Here is a 13,978-nt window from a genome sequence, read left to right as displayed (position 1 = left end):
ACTACAGTGTTTTTATGTATTCGATAATTGCATTAATCTGTTCATCCGAGAGAACACCCTGGTATGGGGGCATTACGTTGCTGTAGCCCTCCACGATATGAGCACCCGGGTCCAAAATTGACTCTCTGAGATAATTTTCATCAACAGTTACAGTCGTTCCATCTGCAAGCGGTTCTTCAGAACCAAATTTATTTTGCCATGAAGGACCCGTCATTTCGGTTCCGTCCACAGAGTGACAGGTAGTGCAGGCGTTTTCCTGTACTAGCTGCTCGCCCCATTCGGCGGGCGTCATATCATCAGGCTGGGAGCCGCCCCCCGCGTTTTCTCTCAACCAGGTTTCAAAATCTTCCTCACTTTGAACAACCACACTGCCGGTCATATTTGAGTGGTCTGTCCCGCAGTATTCCGTACAAAAGATGATCGATTCTCCGGTCTCCGGGGCGTTAAACCATACCGAAGTATATCGACCCGGAACTACATCTTGCTTGATTCGAAAGTCGGGCACCGAGAAGGAGTGGATAACGTCATTCGAGCTCATGATCAGTTTTACCGGGCGGTCGGCGGGAACGTGCAGCTCTCCCGTGGAGCTCGCCCCGTTTTCATACTGAAATCTCCAGAGCCATTTTTGTGCTGTGACCTGCACTTCATAGGCATCGTCGGGCGGGGAGGTCATATTCAGGAATATCTGGAAGCCCCATCCGAATATGAACAGTACCAACACCAGTGGAATCACGGACCATGTGATTTCAAGGGCGTTGTTGTGGGTAATAACCGGGGTAACCTCATTTTCAGATTTACGCCGGTATTTTATAATAAAATAGATGATGGCAACCAGGATACCGATGGTGAGGATCAGGCTGCTCATGTGTACAAATTCGAATAGCTGATCATGGCTATTCGCTATTGTCGATTTAGCGGGAGGTAATAAGAGGTCTTTAAATAAGTCCATTCTAATTGTTTAGCTTCCTGTCGTGTTTAGAACCTTTTTCTTTCAGCCATAATAAACCGAGGAATATACCCAGAATTAAAACTGTTGCCAAGCCACCGAGCTGCATAATACGCCAGGCAACCGGAACATAGCTTTGGGAACTCGGGTCGTACTGGTAACAGTACATAACAACTTTGTCAACGGCACTGCCGATCTCTCCGTCTGCAGCATCGTAAAGCGCATTCCTGAACTGGAACTCGTCAAATTTGATACCGTAAAGATATCGCGTAATGGTTCCGTCAGGGCTTAAAAAAATTATTGCGGCACTGTGCGCGTATTCGCCATTACGCTCAACTTTTTCGTATTTAAATCCGACCGCTTGGGTTAATTCTTTAATAACGTCCTGCCTGCCGGTTAAAAAATGCCAGCCACTGCTGACCCTGTCTTCTCCGAGCTTCTCGCTGTACACCTGTTTGGTGGAGTCAGCCAATGGCGTGTCTTCATCCGGATCAAAACTGAACGTAATAATTTCAAACTGGTTGCCGGGATCCCATTTCAAATCTTTAATCCCGGTGTATATGGCATCGGTAACCATACTGCACAACATGGGGCAGTTATAGTATACCGGGTTGAGTATGACCGGTTTGTCACCTTCCATCAGCTCCCGGATTGTGACGGAATCACCTTTTGACGTTGCGAACGTCAAATCAAGCGGGATCTTCTCCCCGAGATGCTCTTGAACATCTACGTTCTGCACATCATCTGGCTTTTTGTTATTTAACTGCGCTTCCGCTGCTGCCGGAAGGGCGAACAAATACACCAAAAGGAGTAGCGACCCGGTAAATGAATAAAAAAAACGTGTTTCGCTGTTATTGCTGTTCAGCCATCTCATTAATAGCACTGTCGATTGGAATTCTGTATATGCCATTTTCCAAGTCAACAACTCCAAAGGAGTTCAACGTTTCAGTGGCCTCCAGCTTTTGTTGATTTACCTGGTAAAATTCCGTACTGCCGGAGGCCGCATCCTGTGAAAGGAGCCGGTTGTACTCGTACATCTCACGCAGCGCAAAAACAAATATTACCACGAGGATGGTTCCGAGCACGCTCCAGAAGACGAGTCGGCGAATGTTCAGTCGGTCGAACATGACCCCGTAATCGATGGAGTCCATAATCTCTTTGTCGGTGACTTCCACGTCCACCTCTTCCTGGTCGGATATATGTTCTTCCGCTTTTTCGGTTTCTTCGCTGCCCTGATAAAACGATTCTGCGTCTTTTTCGAGCTGAACGGCCCACGTCAGGATCGTCGACACCGGCACATCATATTTTTTAGAAAGCTGGTCCAGGTTTTGCTTTCCCTGGTCGATTGCAGCTTGTGCAACCTTGGCTTTAAATTCGGAGCTGTATGTTCTGTCTTCGTTCGACATAAAGATCTGTTGTTTTACTAACTATAAACGATTCTGCCAGTTAATGCTTGCGTAGAGATTTTCCCAGTTTTGGATCGTTGACCGGAATCATTTTTTGCTGCTTGAACCGGCGGAAAAACAGGCCAAAGAAGATGCCACCCAGACCAAGGAAAGTTGTTACATCCAGCCAGTTAAAGTGGATACCGTGTTCATGCAGCACCGGCATGGCGATCCAGTACAGTTCCACGAAATGTGTAACCAATATCAGTATGGATACGCCGTAAACGACCTTGTAATTCGTTTTCATATTTTTATTAAGCAGGAGGACGAATGGAATCACAAATCGTCCGAAGAGCAGCATCCAGGCCATATATTCATATCCTCCATCAAAACGGTGCATATACCACAGGGTTTCTTCCGGAATAGCCGCATAGTAGATCAACAGGTACTGGCTGAATGCGATGTAAGCATAGAATACGGTGAAACCAAACATCTGCACCCCCAGGTCATAAATATGACTCTCCTGGATGGTGTTCTTCAATATGCCCCTGTTCCAGAGGAAAAATACAAGGAGTATAAAGAAAGCAAACAGTCCCTGGAAACTCATTGCGAAGTAATAAACACCGAAAATGGTGGAATACCAGTGCGGATCAAGAGCCATAAGCCAGTCGAACGAGGCAAATGCAAATGTAATAACAAACAGGAAGAGTCCTGGCCCACTGGTACGTCTCAGCAGGGTTTGAAGTCCCCAGTCGCCGGTTTCATCCATTTTAACGGAATTTTTGTAGAGCCGGTATCCCAGGAAACTCCAGATGCCGAAATAGATCACCTGGCGGACGATATAGAACGGCACGTTAAGGTAAGGCACTTTGCCCTGGAGTACCGGATCGTGAGCAACAGCATCCTCGTGGGTCCAGTGAAACAGCGAGTGCATCCCAAAGAAAACAGGAATAAGAAAGAGTGCCCAAATATACAGGTTGGAAGAGATCGCTTCTGGAATACGGCGCAATACAACACTCCATTCCGAGCGGGTAAGATGCTGCAGCATCACAAAAAAGAGGCTTGCCAGCGCTATGCTGGAGAAAAAGGTAAAGCTGACCAGGTAAGAGAAGAAAAACTGGTCGTGGTTTATAAAATATCCCACGCCGCTGGCCAAAAGACCTACTATACCGACCCCAAACAGACCTTTGGTCAAATTTTGATCGGAAGGAAACTCCAGTGTGTCAGTTATTTTGGGCTTGCTCATGTTGTTATCAAAAGTTCTTACTGGTTATCACTTAATGATTTGATGTATTCGATGAGCGATTGAATGTCGGAATCGCTTAAATGACCATAAGGCGCCATTACCGGGTCATAGCCTTCGACAATCTGGGCCGATGGGTTGGTGATCGATTCCCGAAGGTAATCTTCGTCGACCGTAATGGTGCTGCCGTCGGCCAGCGTTTCAGACTTGCCCATCACATTTTGCAGGGTAGGTCCTATTCCATCAGATCCATCGCGGGAGTGACACGCCTGACAACCGTTGGCTACGAAAAGTTCTTCACCCCGGGCTGCAGACACATCACCTCCACCTGCAGCGGCTTCGGCCTCCTGCATAGCCTGCTCTTTTTGTTGTTGCTCGGTAAATTCTGCTTGAAGACTGGCAAGATCGACATCATACGCCTGCACTTCATCTTCAGGCACATACTGGCTTCGTTGCAGGGCGCGCATGTATGCTACGATAGCCCACCGGTCTTTCACCTTTATTTGATGGGCATAAGCAGGCATATTGCGAATGCCGTTGGCAATTACAGAATACAGATACCCGTTCTCGATCTCGCGAAGTCGGTCCTGGTGAAAGGTTGGAGCGGGAACGTATCCATATTGACCGGTCATAATGATTCCCTGCCCGTCGCCCAGCGTACCATGACAAGGCGTGCAGTACACTTCATACTGGTCTTTACCCCGGTACAAAAACGATTTGTCAACCTCTACCGGTATATCGGTTACAAATGAGCTGTCATCGTTGATTCCCTGGTAGTAGACGGCATCTTCGCGCAGGTTTCCGCGGGATACCGTTCCTTCCACGGGCTGCCGCATGGAACGGTTGTCGGCAAAAAATGGATTCTCTTCCTGGGCTTCGAATCGTTCCTGCTGATCCATATTCATAACCGGATGGACAGGTTCCTGCTCAAATCGTTGCCCGCGGCAGGCTCCCAGTACCAAAATGACAATAAAGATGCTCAGAATCTTTGCCGGACTGATTAAACCCCTTTTCCGCTGTCTCCCGCACCGGGGGGGAGAGGTAACAACAGCTGATTCTGATATGTTGGCTCCTTCTTTCATATTGAATATCAAGTCAAAATTTTCTTAAAAAATGTTTAAGATACGACTTTTTACTTGTCGTAGATCGTTTCGATGTGGGTAGCCCCCGCATCTTTAAACAACTTGTTTACTTTCTCCTCATCAAAAAGGTCGTCCCCCGCTTCTATGCAGACGAAAAAACCGTCGTCCGAAGCTTTTTCAAAACGCTCTGAGTTAAACAGCGGATTATGGAAGCGTGGTAACTTGTTGAGGGCAATCATCCCAAACGTTGCGGCAAATGCGGAAAGCAGAACCGTCAGTTCAAAAGTAATGGGAACGTAGACAGGCGGATTGATCAACGGCTTGCCACTGATATTCATCGGGTATTCGTAGGCCATGACCCAGACCATCAGGGCGATAGCGCCAACAAAACCGATCAATGCTCCTCCAAAAACGATCCAGCCCAGCGGTGATTTACTCAGCCCCATCGCTTTTTCCATCCCGTGAATCGGGAATGGGGCGTACGTGTCAAAATCATTGTAGCCGGACTTTTTTACAGCGGAAGCTGCGTCAATAAGCTCTTTTGGGTTCCGAAATTCGGCAAGAACGCCGTACATGTTGGTATTATTTGTATCCATAGTGGTTCAGTTCTAAGCAGTTTCCGGTTGTTCTGCAACCACAGGTTCAGCTTTTGGTTTAATAAATTCCTTGGTCTCATCATCGTAGTTGTGGGGATCAGCCTGCGGCATAACGCCTTTGACTTCGGCAATTGCCACCATCGGGAGGAACCGCAGGAATAGCAGGAACATCGTGAAAAAGAGCCCGAATGTGCCGACGTACGTCAGAATATCCCAGAACGTGGGAGAGTAGTAGTCCCAGTTTGAGGGCATAAAGTCGGTTGCCAGCGATCCCACTGCAATCATGAAGCGTTCGAACCACATGCCGATATTTACGATGATGGAGATAATAAATGTCAATGCCACGTTGCGGCGAATATATTTGCTCCACAGGAACTGGGGTGTCACCACGTTACAAAACATCAGTATCCAGAAACCCCACGCGTATGGTCCTGTAGCATACAACCAGAAGATGGCCTGTTCATAAATATAGCCGCTGTACCAGGCAACAAAGCCCTCCATCAGGTAGGCAAAGGCCACGAGGTTACCGGTCACCATCATTACGATATTCATTTTTTCCATGATATCGATATTCATGATATCCTCGATGCCGTAGATCTTTCGGGCAATAAGCATCAGGGTCAATACCATGGCGAAGCCGGAATAGATCGCCCCTGCAACAAAATAGGGCGGGAAAATAGTACTGTGCCAGCCCGGAATGACGGAGACGGCAAAGTCGAACGATACAATGGTGTGTACCGAAAGTACCAGGGGAGTGGCGAGGCCGGCCAGGATCATGTAAGCTTTCTCGTAGTTCCACCAGTGGCGGAAGCTGCCGGTCCAGCCCAGAGAGGCTATACCATACGACATTTTGGCAATTTTGCTTTTGGCTTTATCCCGCAGGGTTGCAAAATCAGGGATGAGGCCGACATACCAGAAAAGAAGTGAAACGGTGAAATAGGTACTGACCGCAAAAACATCCCATAGCAGGGGACTGCTGAAATTGGGCCAGGCGGCCATCTGGTTGGGAATCGGGAAGACCCAGTAGATCACCCAGATACGTCCCACGTGTATAGCGGGAAACAGGCCCGCGCACATTACCGCAAAAATGGTCATTGCTTCCGCAAAGCGGTTAATAGCAGTCCGCCAGCCCTGCCGAAACAGAAATAAAATAGCGGAAATAAGTGTCCCGGCGTGGCCGATACCGACCCACCATACAAAGTTGATGATAGCCCATCCCCACCCGGCGGGATTGTTCAGACCCCAGATGCCGGTTCCTTCCCAAATCAGGTACCCGACAGCCACCAGCATGGCGATCAGCAGCAAATTTGCAAGTCCAAAGGCCAGATACCACAGCTTCGGTGCCGGGGAAAGCGGCGTTTTGGCAATCATGGAGGTGATACTTGAAAACGAATGATCACCTTTTACAAGCGCAGGTTCTGGTACGTATTCGTAAGATTTACTCATTTTAAAGAAAAGAGATTTCGTGTTATGCCAATTTGGGATTCGGATTTCTCAATTTAGCCAGGTATGAGGTTCGGGGCCGCGTGTTGACCTCCTCCAGCAGAAGGTAGTTGCGTTCATTGTTTTTAGCCTGTACGACGTTGCTGTTTTCATCGGTCAGGTCGCCGAATTCGATAGCCTTTGCGGGGCAGGCCTGCTGGCAAGCGGTTTTAACCGCACCATCTTCCGGTTTGGGAGATCCCGTTTCTTTTTTGGCTTCAATTTTTGCCTTGTTGACCCGCTGTACACAGTAAGTGCATTTTTCCATGACACCGCGGAAGCGTACCGTCACATCCGGGTTCATTGCCATCTGTACTACTTCGGGATCATCGCCGGTGGTTAAATACTCCTTGGTATAATTGAAGAAATTAAATCGACGAACTTTGTACGGGCAGTTATTGGCGCAATACCGGGTACCGATACAGCGGTTGTAAGTCATCTGGTTCATCCCGTCATCGCTGTGGGTTGTGGCCGCCACCGGACATACCTGCTCGCAGGGTGCCAGCTCGCAGTGCATGCAGGGCACCGGCTGATGCAGGGCCTGGGGGTCATCCACATCGCCTTCAAAATAGCGATCGTTTCGGATCCAGTGCATCTCGCGTCCGTTGCTAACCTCCCGTTTTCCTACTACCGGAATATTGTTTTCAGCCTGGCAGGCTACTGTACATGCCCCACAGCCGATACAGCTGTTGAGGTCGATCGTCATTCCCCATTGGGGCTCGTAGTCAGGATATTCTTCATCATCCTGGGCATTAAAAAGGGTCATCGGGCGATTACTGCCTTGTTCCTCGGCATAGGATTGGCCCGGAAGTTCCGCATTATAAGCCGATTCATAAGAGGCGAATTCGGGATTTTCGCGATACTCCTGAAGAGTGGCGTGGCGAAGCAGTGAACGCCCTTCCATACTGTTGTGGTCCTGCGTACAGGCAATTTCATACGATCCGCCTGCATTTTCTATAGTCACATCGGTGGCAAAGTGCATGGAATTGGTGGTGCGGAGGGGATAGGTGTCCACTCCCGTTTTATTGGCCACTTTCCCGATCCCTTCGCGACCGTAACCGACGGTTACCGTAATACTGTCATCGGCGTGGCCGGGCTGAACCCACGCGGGTACTTCAACGGTGGTTCCGTCGATTGTAATAGCAATTTTTTGAACTTTGGCCACTCCCAGTCCCGCCTGCTGGATGCCGAGCTCTTCAGCAGTATTTTTACTCATCAATGCCACGTTGTCCCAGGTGATCTTGGTCATCGGGTCCGGCAACTCCTGCAGCCAGCCGTTATTGGCATAGCGGCCGTCAAATATTTTGGAGTCCGGGCGGATGACCACCTCAATCCCACCGCTTTCCGCGACGTTATTCAGAAAACTGCTAACGCTGCTTTGGAAGCCTGAGCTGATATCAACCGACACCTGAGGGAAGGTCGCCTCATCATCCAGGCCGTCATGAAGAATACGGTTCCAACCGGAGCTGAAGCTCCCGTCAATAAAGTCGTTCCACGTGGTTTGTACGAGGTCGTAACCTTTTGTTTTTTCTCCGGTTACAACACTGTTTAAAAACTCAATGTCACTGACACCCGAGAACAGGGGTTCAATCTGTGGCTGCACTACCGACCGCGTGCCCGCAAAGGAATATCCATCGCCCCAGGCTTCCAAAAAGTGAGCCCGATTTACATGCCACTGGGCCAGTTTGGATGTTTCATCATAGTAGTCAGACAGGTGGACAACCGTCCCGGCATTTTGGATCGCTTCGGTAAAGTTGAGGTCCGCGGGTGCTGTAAACGCTGGATTGGTACCCACCAGCACGACCGTATCAATACCTCCATCGTGTAGATCCGCTATCACCTCTTCTAAAGCTTCACGGTTATACTGGTCTTGCAGGTATGGTACTTCATGGTATGTAACCGTACGACCGGCGTTGTCCAGTTCGCGATTAATGGCGGCAACGGTGGCGTGAACAGATGGCGCGTGCTCATTTCCAACAGTGACCACAGAGGTTCCCCGGTTGGCAAGAAGATCTTCCGCCAGGACCGGAATCCATTCATGGTCAGAAAACTTGTTGCTGTATCCGCTGAATTCGGTAAGACCACCCAAAGAGGAGGCCAGCTCTGCCGCAAGAGCGTATACAAAAAGTTCAATTTCACTCGATTTCAGCCGCAGCCGGTTGTCGGCATTGGAGCCGGTCATCGTAAAAGTGCTTTCAACGGCATAAAGCCGGCTCATCTCCTCTTCCGCAGATTCAACCTTCCGTCCCTGCGTATAGTTGAGGGTGTCCTGCACCGAATTTTTGTTGGCTGCAGGGTTTAGAAAGTCGTTGTCAAGAGCTACGATAATATCGGCTTGATCAAAATGGTTGATCGCTCGGAGCCGCTGGCCAAAGGCGATGCTTGTGCCTTCAAGGGCATTGTCTTCTCCAAAAGGTTCATAGGTCACCCAGCGCGCGTTTGAAAAAGTGTTCAGGGCCTGGTCTCTCAACCTGTTAAAGGTGGGAGAAGAGTTCGCTTCCGAAATAAAGGCAATGTTCCGGCCGGTGTCGCTAAAATGTTCGTTGCAAAAACTGACAAATTCATTGTAGGAAGACCGTTCTCCATTGCGGCGTACGAAGCGTGAGCGGTCGGGGTCGTACATGTTCAGGACCGCCCCCTGGTTAAAAATACTTGAAGAACCGCCGCTTGCGGGATGCATCTCATTGCCCTCGATCTTCGTGGGACGTCCTTCGTGATTTTCGATGACGATCCCGGTCAGTGCATCCTGAAAGGGCATGGCCGAAGCATAGTAGAGTGGTTCTCCGGGCACGACCTCTTCAGGCTGGTTTGAGTAGGGAAGTATCTTTTGTACGGGACGCCGGCACGAGGCAAATCCAGCCAGGGCGATGGAAGCTCCCATAACACGCAGAAAGCTGCGACGCGATACCTTGTCATTCAGTTCTGTTGCATCTTCGGGAAACTCACGGTCGACGAACTTTTGGTACTCGTCGTTTTTGGCAAGTTCATTCAGGCTTTTCCAGTAATTGGCTTTTTTGCCCTCACCGTTCAATTGAGTTACTTCGTCGCTCATCGATTGCTTTATCTGCTTGGTTTAGAAATTCCGTTTACTGATAATACAATTATTAATAGTGGCAGCCCTGACAATTGGTGGGAGCGTGGATATTGTGCTTGGCAATGAGCTTTTTACCCAGTTCAGCCTGGTTTTCCACCTCGTACCCCATGGTGGTAACCTCCTCTACCGGGCGCAGATGCTGCTCGGGAGCCCGGTGACAATCGAGGCACCAGCTCATACTGAGAGGCTCCTCCTGCGATACCACCGCCATTTTGTCTACACGGCCATGGCACGACTCGCACCCGACGCCTACGTTTACATGGGCTTCATGGCTGAAATAAGCGTAATCCGGCAGATTGTGCACCCGAACCCATTCAATGGGCTCTCCCGAGTTCCAGCTGTCGCGAATTTTTTGAATCTCTTCGGGACGCTGGGAGTCAATTTGGTTGTGGCAGTTCATGCAGGTTTCGGTAGGGGGTACATTGGCCTGCTTGGAGTTAAAGACTTCTGAGTGACAATATTGGCAATCGAGCCCCAGCTGGCCTGCGTGGACCTGGTGACTGTAGTCAATAGGTTGTGTTGGTGCGTACCCCACATCGGTGTATTCGGGTGAAAAGAAATACCAAACCCCGGCAACGATTGCAGTTAAAAAGACCACTGCCCCTATTAAAAGCCGTCTTGGAATCTCATTTGCCCACTTTGGAAAAATCTGAGCCATAAATCAATAGAAGATCGAATTATCAGTTGCTGATTTTCACTGTAATATAATAATCCCGACGGGTCGTCGAGTCGGCATGAATGTATGGAAAAAATCGGTTTTAAAGAACCGCGGCAGAGACGATAAAAGTATTTATATCGAATCTAAATAAAGTTCCCGGCAACCATAACGAAACGCTATTTAAACGAGAAGCTAAAATAAAATCTATTGGATAAAATGCCTAAAAAAATTAACCTGAATATCGCTCGTTGAATGAATACGATAAACGGTTTGTTAGTCAGGGTTTACTGGAATTAACACCCCGGTTTTTTATATCTTAGCCACTAAAAAAATATTGATTATGTCAGATCCCGGCGACCAATTTACCATAGAGTTTCTGAAAGAGCTCAGCTTGCCCAAAGCACTGGGCGTTATTCTGCTGATAAGCGGTGCAGCTTTTATCTTTTTGATATGGCTGATTTACTTCAAGGGAGGTAGTGATTACAGCTCAGCCCTGATCACGAGTCTGCCTGCGCTGAATGCATTGTTAAATACGACCAGTGCTGTATTGATTGTTCTGGGCTACAAGGCGATACGTGTAAGAAAGTTCAGGAAGCATATGAAACTGATGCTTACAGCGTTTTTTACCTCTTCGCTCTTCCTGATCAGCTACGTGATATATCACAATTTTCACGGGAGTACCCCCTTCGAGGGAGAAGGGCTTATCCGGCCGATATACTTTTTTATCCTGATTACCCATATCGTGCTTTCGGCACTGGTGGTTCCATTTATTCTGACCAGCTTCTATTTTGCATTTTCAGGAAAGCTGACCTATCATCGAAAATTTTCCAGAATCACGCTCCCGGTTTGGCTTTATGTATCGGTGACCGGCGTTCTTATCTTCCTGATTCTGAATACTTTTAATCCATGACGAATAGATCAGGGCGAAGGACCCCGAGCCAGGGCAACCCAGGACCCAGGACCCAGAACTACCGCTTCGCCCGTTTCCACGCATTTTTCATCATCATTTCGTGGAAGTTTTTCTCCTTTTGTCCCTCTGCGGGCCGGCGCTGGGTGTAGCTTCCGTCGGCGTGCATATCCCAGACCAGACGGTTGTCATTGAGGGCTTTTTTCAGAATAGAGATGATCCGTTTTTGCAGCGAGGGTAGCGTGATGGGCACGACCGCCTCTACCCGTTCGTTCAGGTTGCGCGACCGCCAGTCGGCACTGCCGATAAAGATTTTCGGCTCCCCGTCGTTGCCGAAGTAGAAAATCCGGTCGTGCTCCAGGAATCGCCCGATAATACTGATAATACGGATATTCTCACTGTATCCCTCAAGCTGCGGGCGCAGGCGGGAGTGGCCTCTGACAATGAGATCAATATTGACTCCTGCCTGAGAGGCCTCATAAAGTCGCTGTATGATGCCCACGTCATCGAGTGCATTCATTTTGGCAATAATGCGGCCTTTTTCACCCGCTTTGGCCAGTTCGATCTCCCGGTCTATCAGGCCGTAAAAATCGGATCGCAGGCTGTGCGGGGCGACCATCAGTTTTTCAAATGTTTGATCCGGGGCGTAGCCCGTCAGGTAGTGAAAGAGATTCGTTACATCATATCCCAGTTCGGGATCGTTGGTAAGCAGCCCCAGATCGGTATAAATTTCCGCCGTTTGGGTATGGTAGTTTCCCGTACCGATATGGCAGTAGGTGACGTGTTTATCGCCTTCGCGGCGGACAATAAGGGCTACCTTGGCGTGCGTTTTTAATCCCACAAGGCCATAGGCCACGTGCACCCCCGCATTTTCCAGCATTTTTCCCCATTCTATGTTGCTGGCTTCATCAAACCGCGCCTTTACCTCAACCAGTACCGCTACCTGTTTGCCCTGTTCGGCCGCTTTGATCAGTGATTTTACGATTGGTGAATCGTCGGAGGTGCGGTACAGAGTTTGCTTGATCGCCAGCACATCGGGATCGTTGGCGGCTTCCTCGATCAGGCGCTGCACGCTAGCCGAGAATGACTCGTAGGGATGGTGAACCAGGATGTCTCCCTTGCGGATAATATCAAAAATTGTCTGTTCCTGTTCGGTTTCCCCCTCGTGATACAGGGGCTTGGGGATCGGCGGATTCCATTTTTCATACCGGAGACCCGGGATATTGAGATTGGCCAGGCTGAAACAGACCGTCAGGTCGAGCTCCCCCTCCACATGGTGTATGTCACTGTCATCCAGCTTGAGCTCATCTTTTAGCAGGTTTTCAACCTCGGGGTCGACCTCTTCTTCAATCTCAAGGCGCACCACTTCGGCGAATCGGCGTTCCCGAAGCTCCTCCGAAATCATCGACAACAGGTCTTCGGCCTCTTCTTCGTTTCTCCGGAGGTCGGCATTGCGGGTGACGCGGAACAGGCAGATGCTTTCAACCTTCATGCCGGGAAACAGTTTGTCGATGTTCTTCCGGATCACTTCTTCGATCGGTACATAGTGGTAGGCATAGGATTCGCTCTCCACCTGCAGCAGCCGGGGCTGATTGGAAGGGATCTTCACCCGGGCAAAATTGAAAGCATCCCGGTTCGGTTTTTTGAGCTTGACGGCCAGCGACAGGCTGAGGTTGGAAATAAACGGGAAGGGATGGCCCGGGTCCACGGCCAGCGGGGTAAGGGTGGGATAGATATGATCCAGGAAGTATTCGTTCAGCCGGTTCTTCTGCCGGCTGTTGAGGGCATCATATCCCGATATTTTGATCGAGGCCTCCTCTTCCAGCTTGGGCAGCAGATGCTGGTTCCAGACCTCCGTCATGCGCTGCTGCATCTGCTTGGTCTTGGCCTGCAGCAACTGGATCTGTGTCTGCGGGGTACGCCCGTCGGGGCTCAGGTCATCTACCCCCGCAGCTTCCTGGCGCTTAAGTCCGCCCACCCGTTTCTGGATGAATTCGTCCAGGTTGCTGGCGGTGATCCCCAAAAAGCGAACGCGTTCCAGGAGCGGATTACGGGAATCCATCGCCTGGTAGAGAACCCTCCAGTTAAAGTCCACCCACCCGAGCTCGCGGTTCAGGTAGAGAGCCGGGTGCACGTTTGATGCTCCCTTTGGCAGTTCCTTCGGTTCCACCGCCGTGGGGATTTGTGGAATCTCGCGCTGTTCCCGCTCCGCCTCCTCGCTGCCGTTGGCAGTAAAATACCAGGCTTGTTTTCCCGCATTCCACCGGATCGTTTCGTCCCTGAGATTGCGAAAATCATGGAGCAGTTGTTTCGATAACGACCGGTTTCCATTTGCTGTACGCGATATAAAGTCGCTGCTGAATGCAGACTCGACAAACTCTGCCGCTTCTTCCCGTTTTAATTCTCCCTTGTCTTTGATCAGGTTGATAAGCCAGACGGCAATTTCTTCTGAGCTGGATTTGGACACTTGTTGGAGATTAATTTATTAGCACGCGTTTAGGGGTTAACCTTAAGCAGCCAATGCATGTTTAATGCGATTAATGGGTTCATCGTTTTGCCAATTGATGTACTGCAATAGCGTCACA

Annotated in this window: 11 protein-coding genes; 1 reads left to right on the top strand and 10 read right to left on the bottom strand. The window is 49.6% G+C overall.

The annotated features are described in order from the left end of the window. Position 1: 1 nt before the first annotated feature. From coxB to ACG2F4_RS12355, 9 genes are all read right to left on the bottom strand, one after another. Complete coding sequence (gene coxB / locus ACG2F4_RS12395; RefSeq protein WP_395261149.1) at positions 2 to 949, bottom strand: cytochrome c oxidase subunit II; 948 nt, start codon at positions 947 to 949, stop codon at positions 2 to 4. Position 950: 1 nt separating this feature from the next. Next, complete coding sequence (locus tag ACG2F4_RS12390) at positions 951 to 1,685, bottom strand: SCO family protein (protein ID WP_395261148.1); 735 nt, start codon at positions 1,683 to 1,685, stop codon at positions 951 to 953. Positions 1,686 to 1,797: 112 nt separating this feature from the next. Then, entirely contained in the window at positions 1,798 to 2,352 is a 555-nt protein-coding gene (locus ACG2F4_RS12385) for a transposase (protein ID WP_395261146.1), read from the bottom strand. A 40-nt stretch (positions 2,353 to 2,392) separates the two neighbouring features. Next, on the bottom strand, positions 2,393 to 3,577 hold the full coding sequence (locus tag ACG2F4_RS12380; RefSeq protein ID WP_395261144.1) for a hypothetical protein: 1,185 nt from the start codon (positions 3,575 to 3,577) through the stop codon (positions 2,393 to 2,395). 17 nt (positions 3,578 to 3,594) lie between these two features. After that, positions 3,595 to 4,479, bottom strand: a complete 885-nt coding sequence (locus ACG2F4_RS12375; RefSeq protein ID WP_395261142.1) for a c-type cytochrome — start codon at positions 4,477 to 4,479, stop codon at positions 3,595 to 3,597. Positions 4,480 to 4,706: 227 nt separating this feature from the next. Further along, positions 4,707 to 5,252, bottom strand: a complete 546-nt coding sequence (locus ACG2F4_RS12370; protein WP_395261140.1) for a DUF3341 domain-containing protein — start codon at positions 5,250 to 5,252, stop codon at positions 4,707 to 4,709. Positions 5,253 to 5,264: 12 nt separating this feature from the next. Beyond that, positions 5,265 to 6,698: an NrfD/PsrC family molybdoenzyme membrane anchor subunit gene (gene nrfD / locus ACG2F4_RS12365; protein WP_395261139.1), complete on the bottom strand. Its 1,434-nt coding sequence runs from the start codon at positions 6,696 to 6,698 to the stop codon at positions 5,265 to 5,267. 22 nt (positions 6,699 to 6,720) lie between these two features. Next, positions 6,721 to 9,786, bottom strand: a complete 3,066-nt coding sequence (locus tag ACG2F4_RS12360) for a TAT-variant-translocated molybdopterin oxidoreductase (protein ID WP_395261137.1) — start codon at positions 9,784 to 9,786, stop codon at positions 6,721 to 6,723. Between the two features lie 52 nt (positions 9,787 to 9,838). Then, the gene (locus ACG2F4_RS12355) at positions 9,839 to 10,486 is read right to left on the bottom strand and encodes a cytochrome c3 family protein (RefSeq protein ID WP_395261136.1); all 648 of its coding nucleotides are present in this window, start codon (positions 10,484 to 10,486) and stop codon (positions 9,839 to 9,841) included. Positions 10,487 to 10,826: 340 nt separating this feature from the next. Between ACG2F4_RS12355 and ACG2F4_RS12350 the strand changes: the two genes are divergently transcribed. Next, positions 10,827 to 11,396 carry a DUF420 domain-containing protein gene (locus ACG2F4_RS12350; protein WP_395261134.1) on the top strand — a complete coding sequence of 190 codons (570 nt, stop codon included), beginning with the start codon at positions 10,827 to 10,829 and terminating at the stop codon, positions 11,394 to 11,396. A 58-nt stretch (positions 11,397 to 11,454) separates the two neighbouring features. On the opposite strand, the gene ppk1 is transcribed toward ACG2F4_RS12350, so the two are convergent. Continuing rightward, a complete protein-coding gene (gene ppk1 / locus ACG2F4_RS12345) occupies positions 11,455 to 13,860 on the bottom strand; it encodes a polyphosphate kinase 1 (protein ID WP_395261133.1) in 2,406 nt (801 codons plus the stop codon). Between the last annotated feature and the right edge of the window lie 118 nt (positions 13,861 to 13,978).

Source organism: Halalkalibaculum sp. DA3122 (assembly GCF_043951865.1).
GTDB lineage: Bacteria > Bacteroidota > Rhodothermia > Balneolales > Balneolaceae > JAMQKA01.
This window is presented reverse-complemented; position numbering and strand designations above follow the sequence as displayed.

What these genes read in the sequence shown, in the direction of transcription:
- coxB (WP_395261149.1), bottom strand. Translation starts at nt 949, where the DNA reads ATGGACTTATTTAAAGACCTCTTATTACCTCCCGCTAAATCGACAATA.
- ACG2F4_RS12385 (WP_395261146.1), bottom strand. Translation starts at nt 2,352, where the DNA reads ATGTCGAACGAAGACAGAACATACAGCTCCGAATTTAAAGCCAAGGTT.
- ACG2F4_RS12380 (WP_395261144.1), bottom strand. Translation starts at nt 3,577, where the DNA reads ATGAGCAAGCCCAAAATAACTGACACACTGGAGTTTCCTTCCGATCAA.
- ACG2F4_RS12375 (WP_395261142.1), bottom strand. Translation starts at nt 4,479, where the DNA reads ATGAATATGGATCAGCAGGAACGATTCGAAGCCCAGGAAGAGAATCCA.
- ACG2F4_RS12370 (WP_395261140.1), bottom strand. Translation starts at nt 5,252, where the DNA reads ATGGATACAAATAATACCAACATGTACGGCGTTCTTGCCGAATTTCGG.
- nrfD (WP_395261139.1), bottom strand. Translation starts at nt 6,698, where the DNA reads ATGAGTAAATCTTACGAATACGTACCAGAACCTGCGCTTGTAAAAGGT.
- ACG2F4_RS12360 (WP_395261137.1), bottom strand. Translation starts at nt 9,786, where the DNA reads ATGAGCGACGAAGTAACTCAATTGAACGGTGAGGGCAAAAAAGCCAAT.
- ACG2F4_RS12355 (WP_395261136.1), bottom strand. Translation starts at nt 10,486, where the DNA reads ATGGCTCAGATTTTTCCAAAGTGGGCAAATGAGATTCCAAGACGGCTT.
- ACG2F4_RS12350 (WP_395261134.1), top strand. Translation starts at nt 10,827, where the DNA reads ATGTCAGATCCCGGCGACCAATTTACCATAGAGTTTCTGAAAGAGCTC.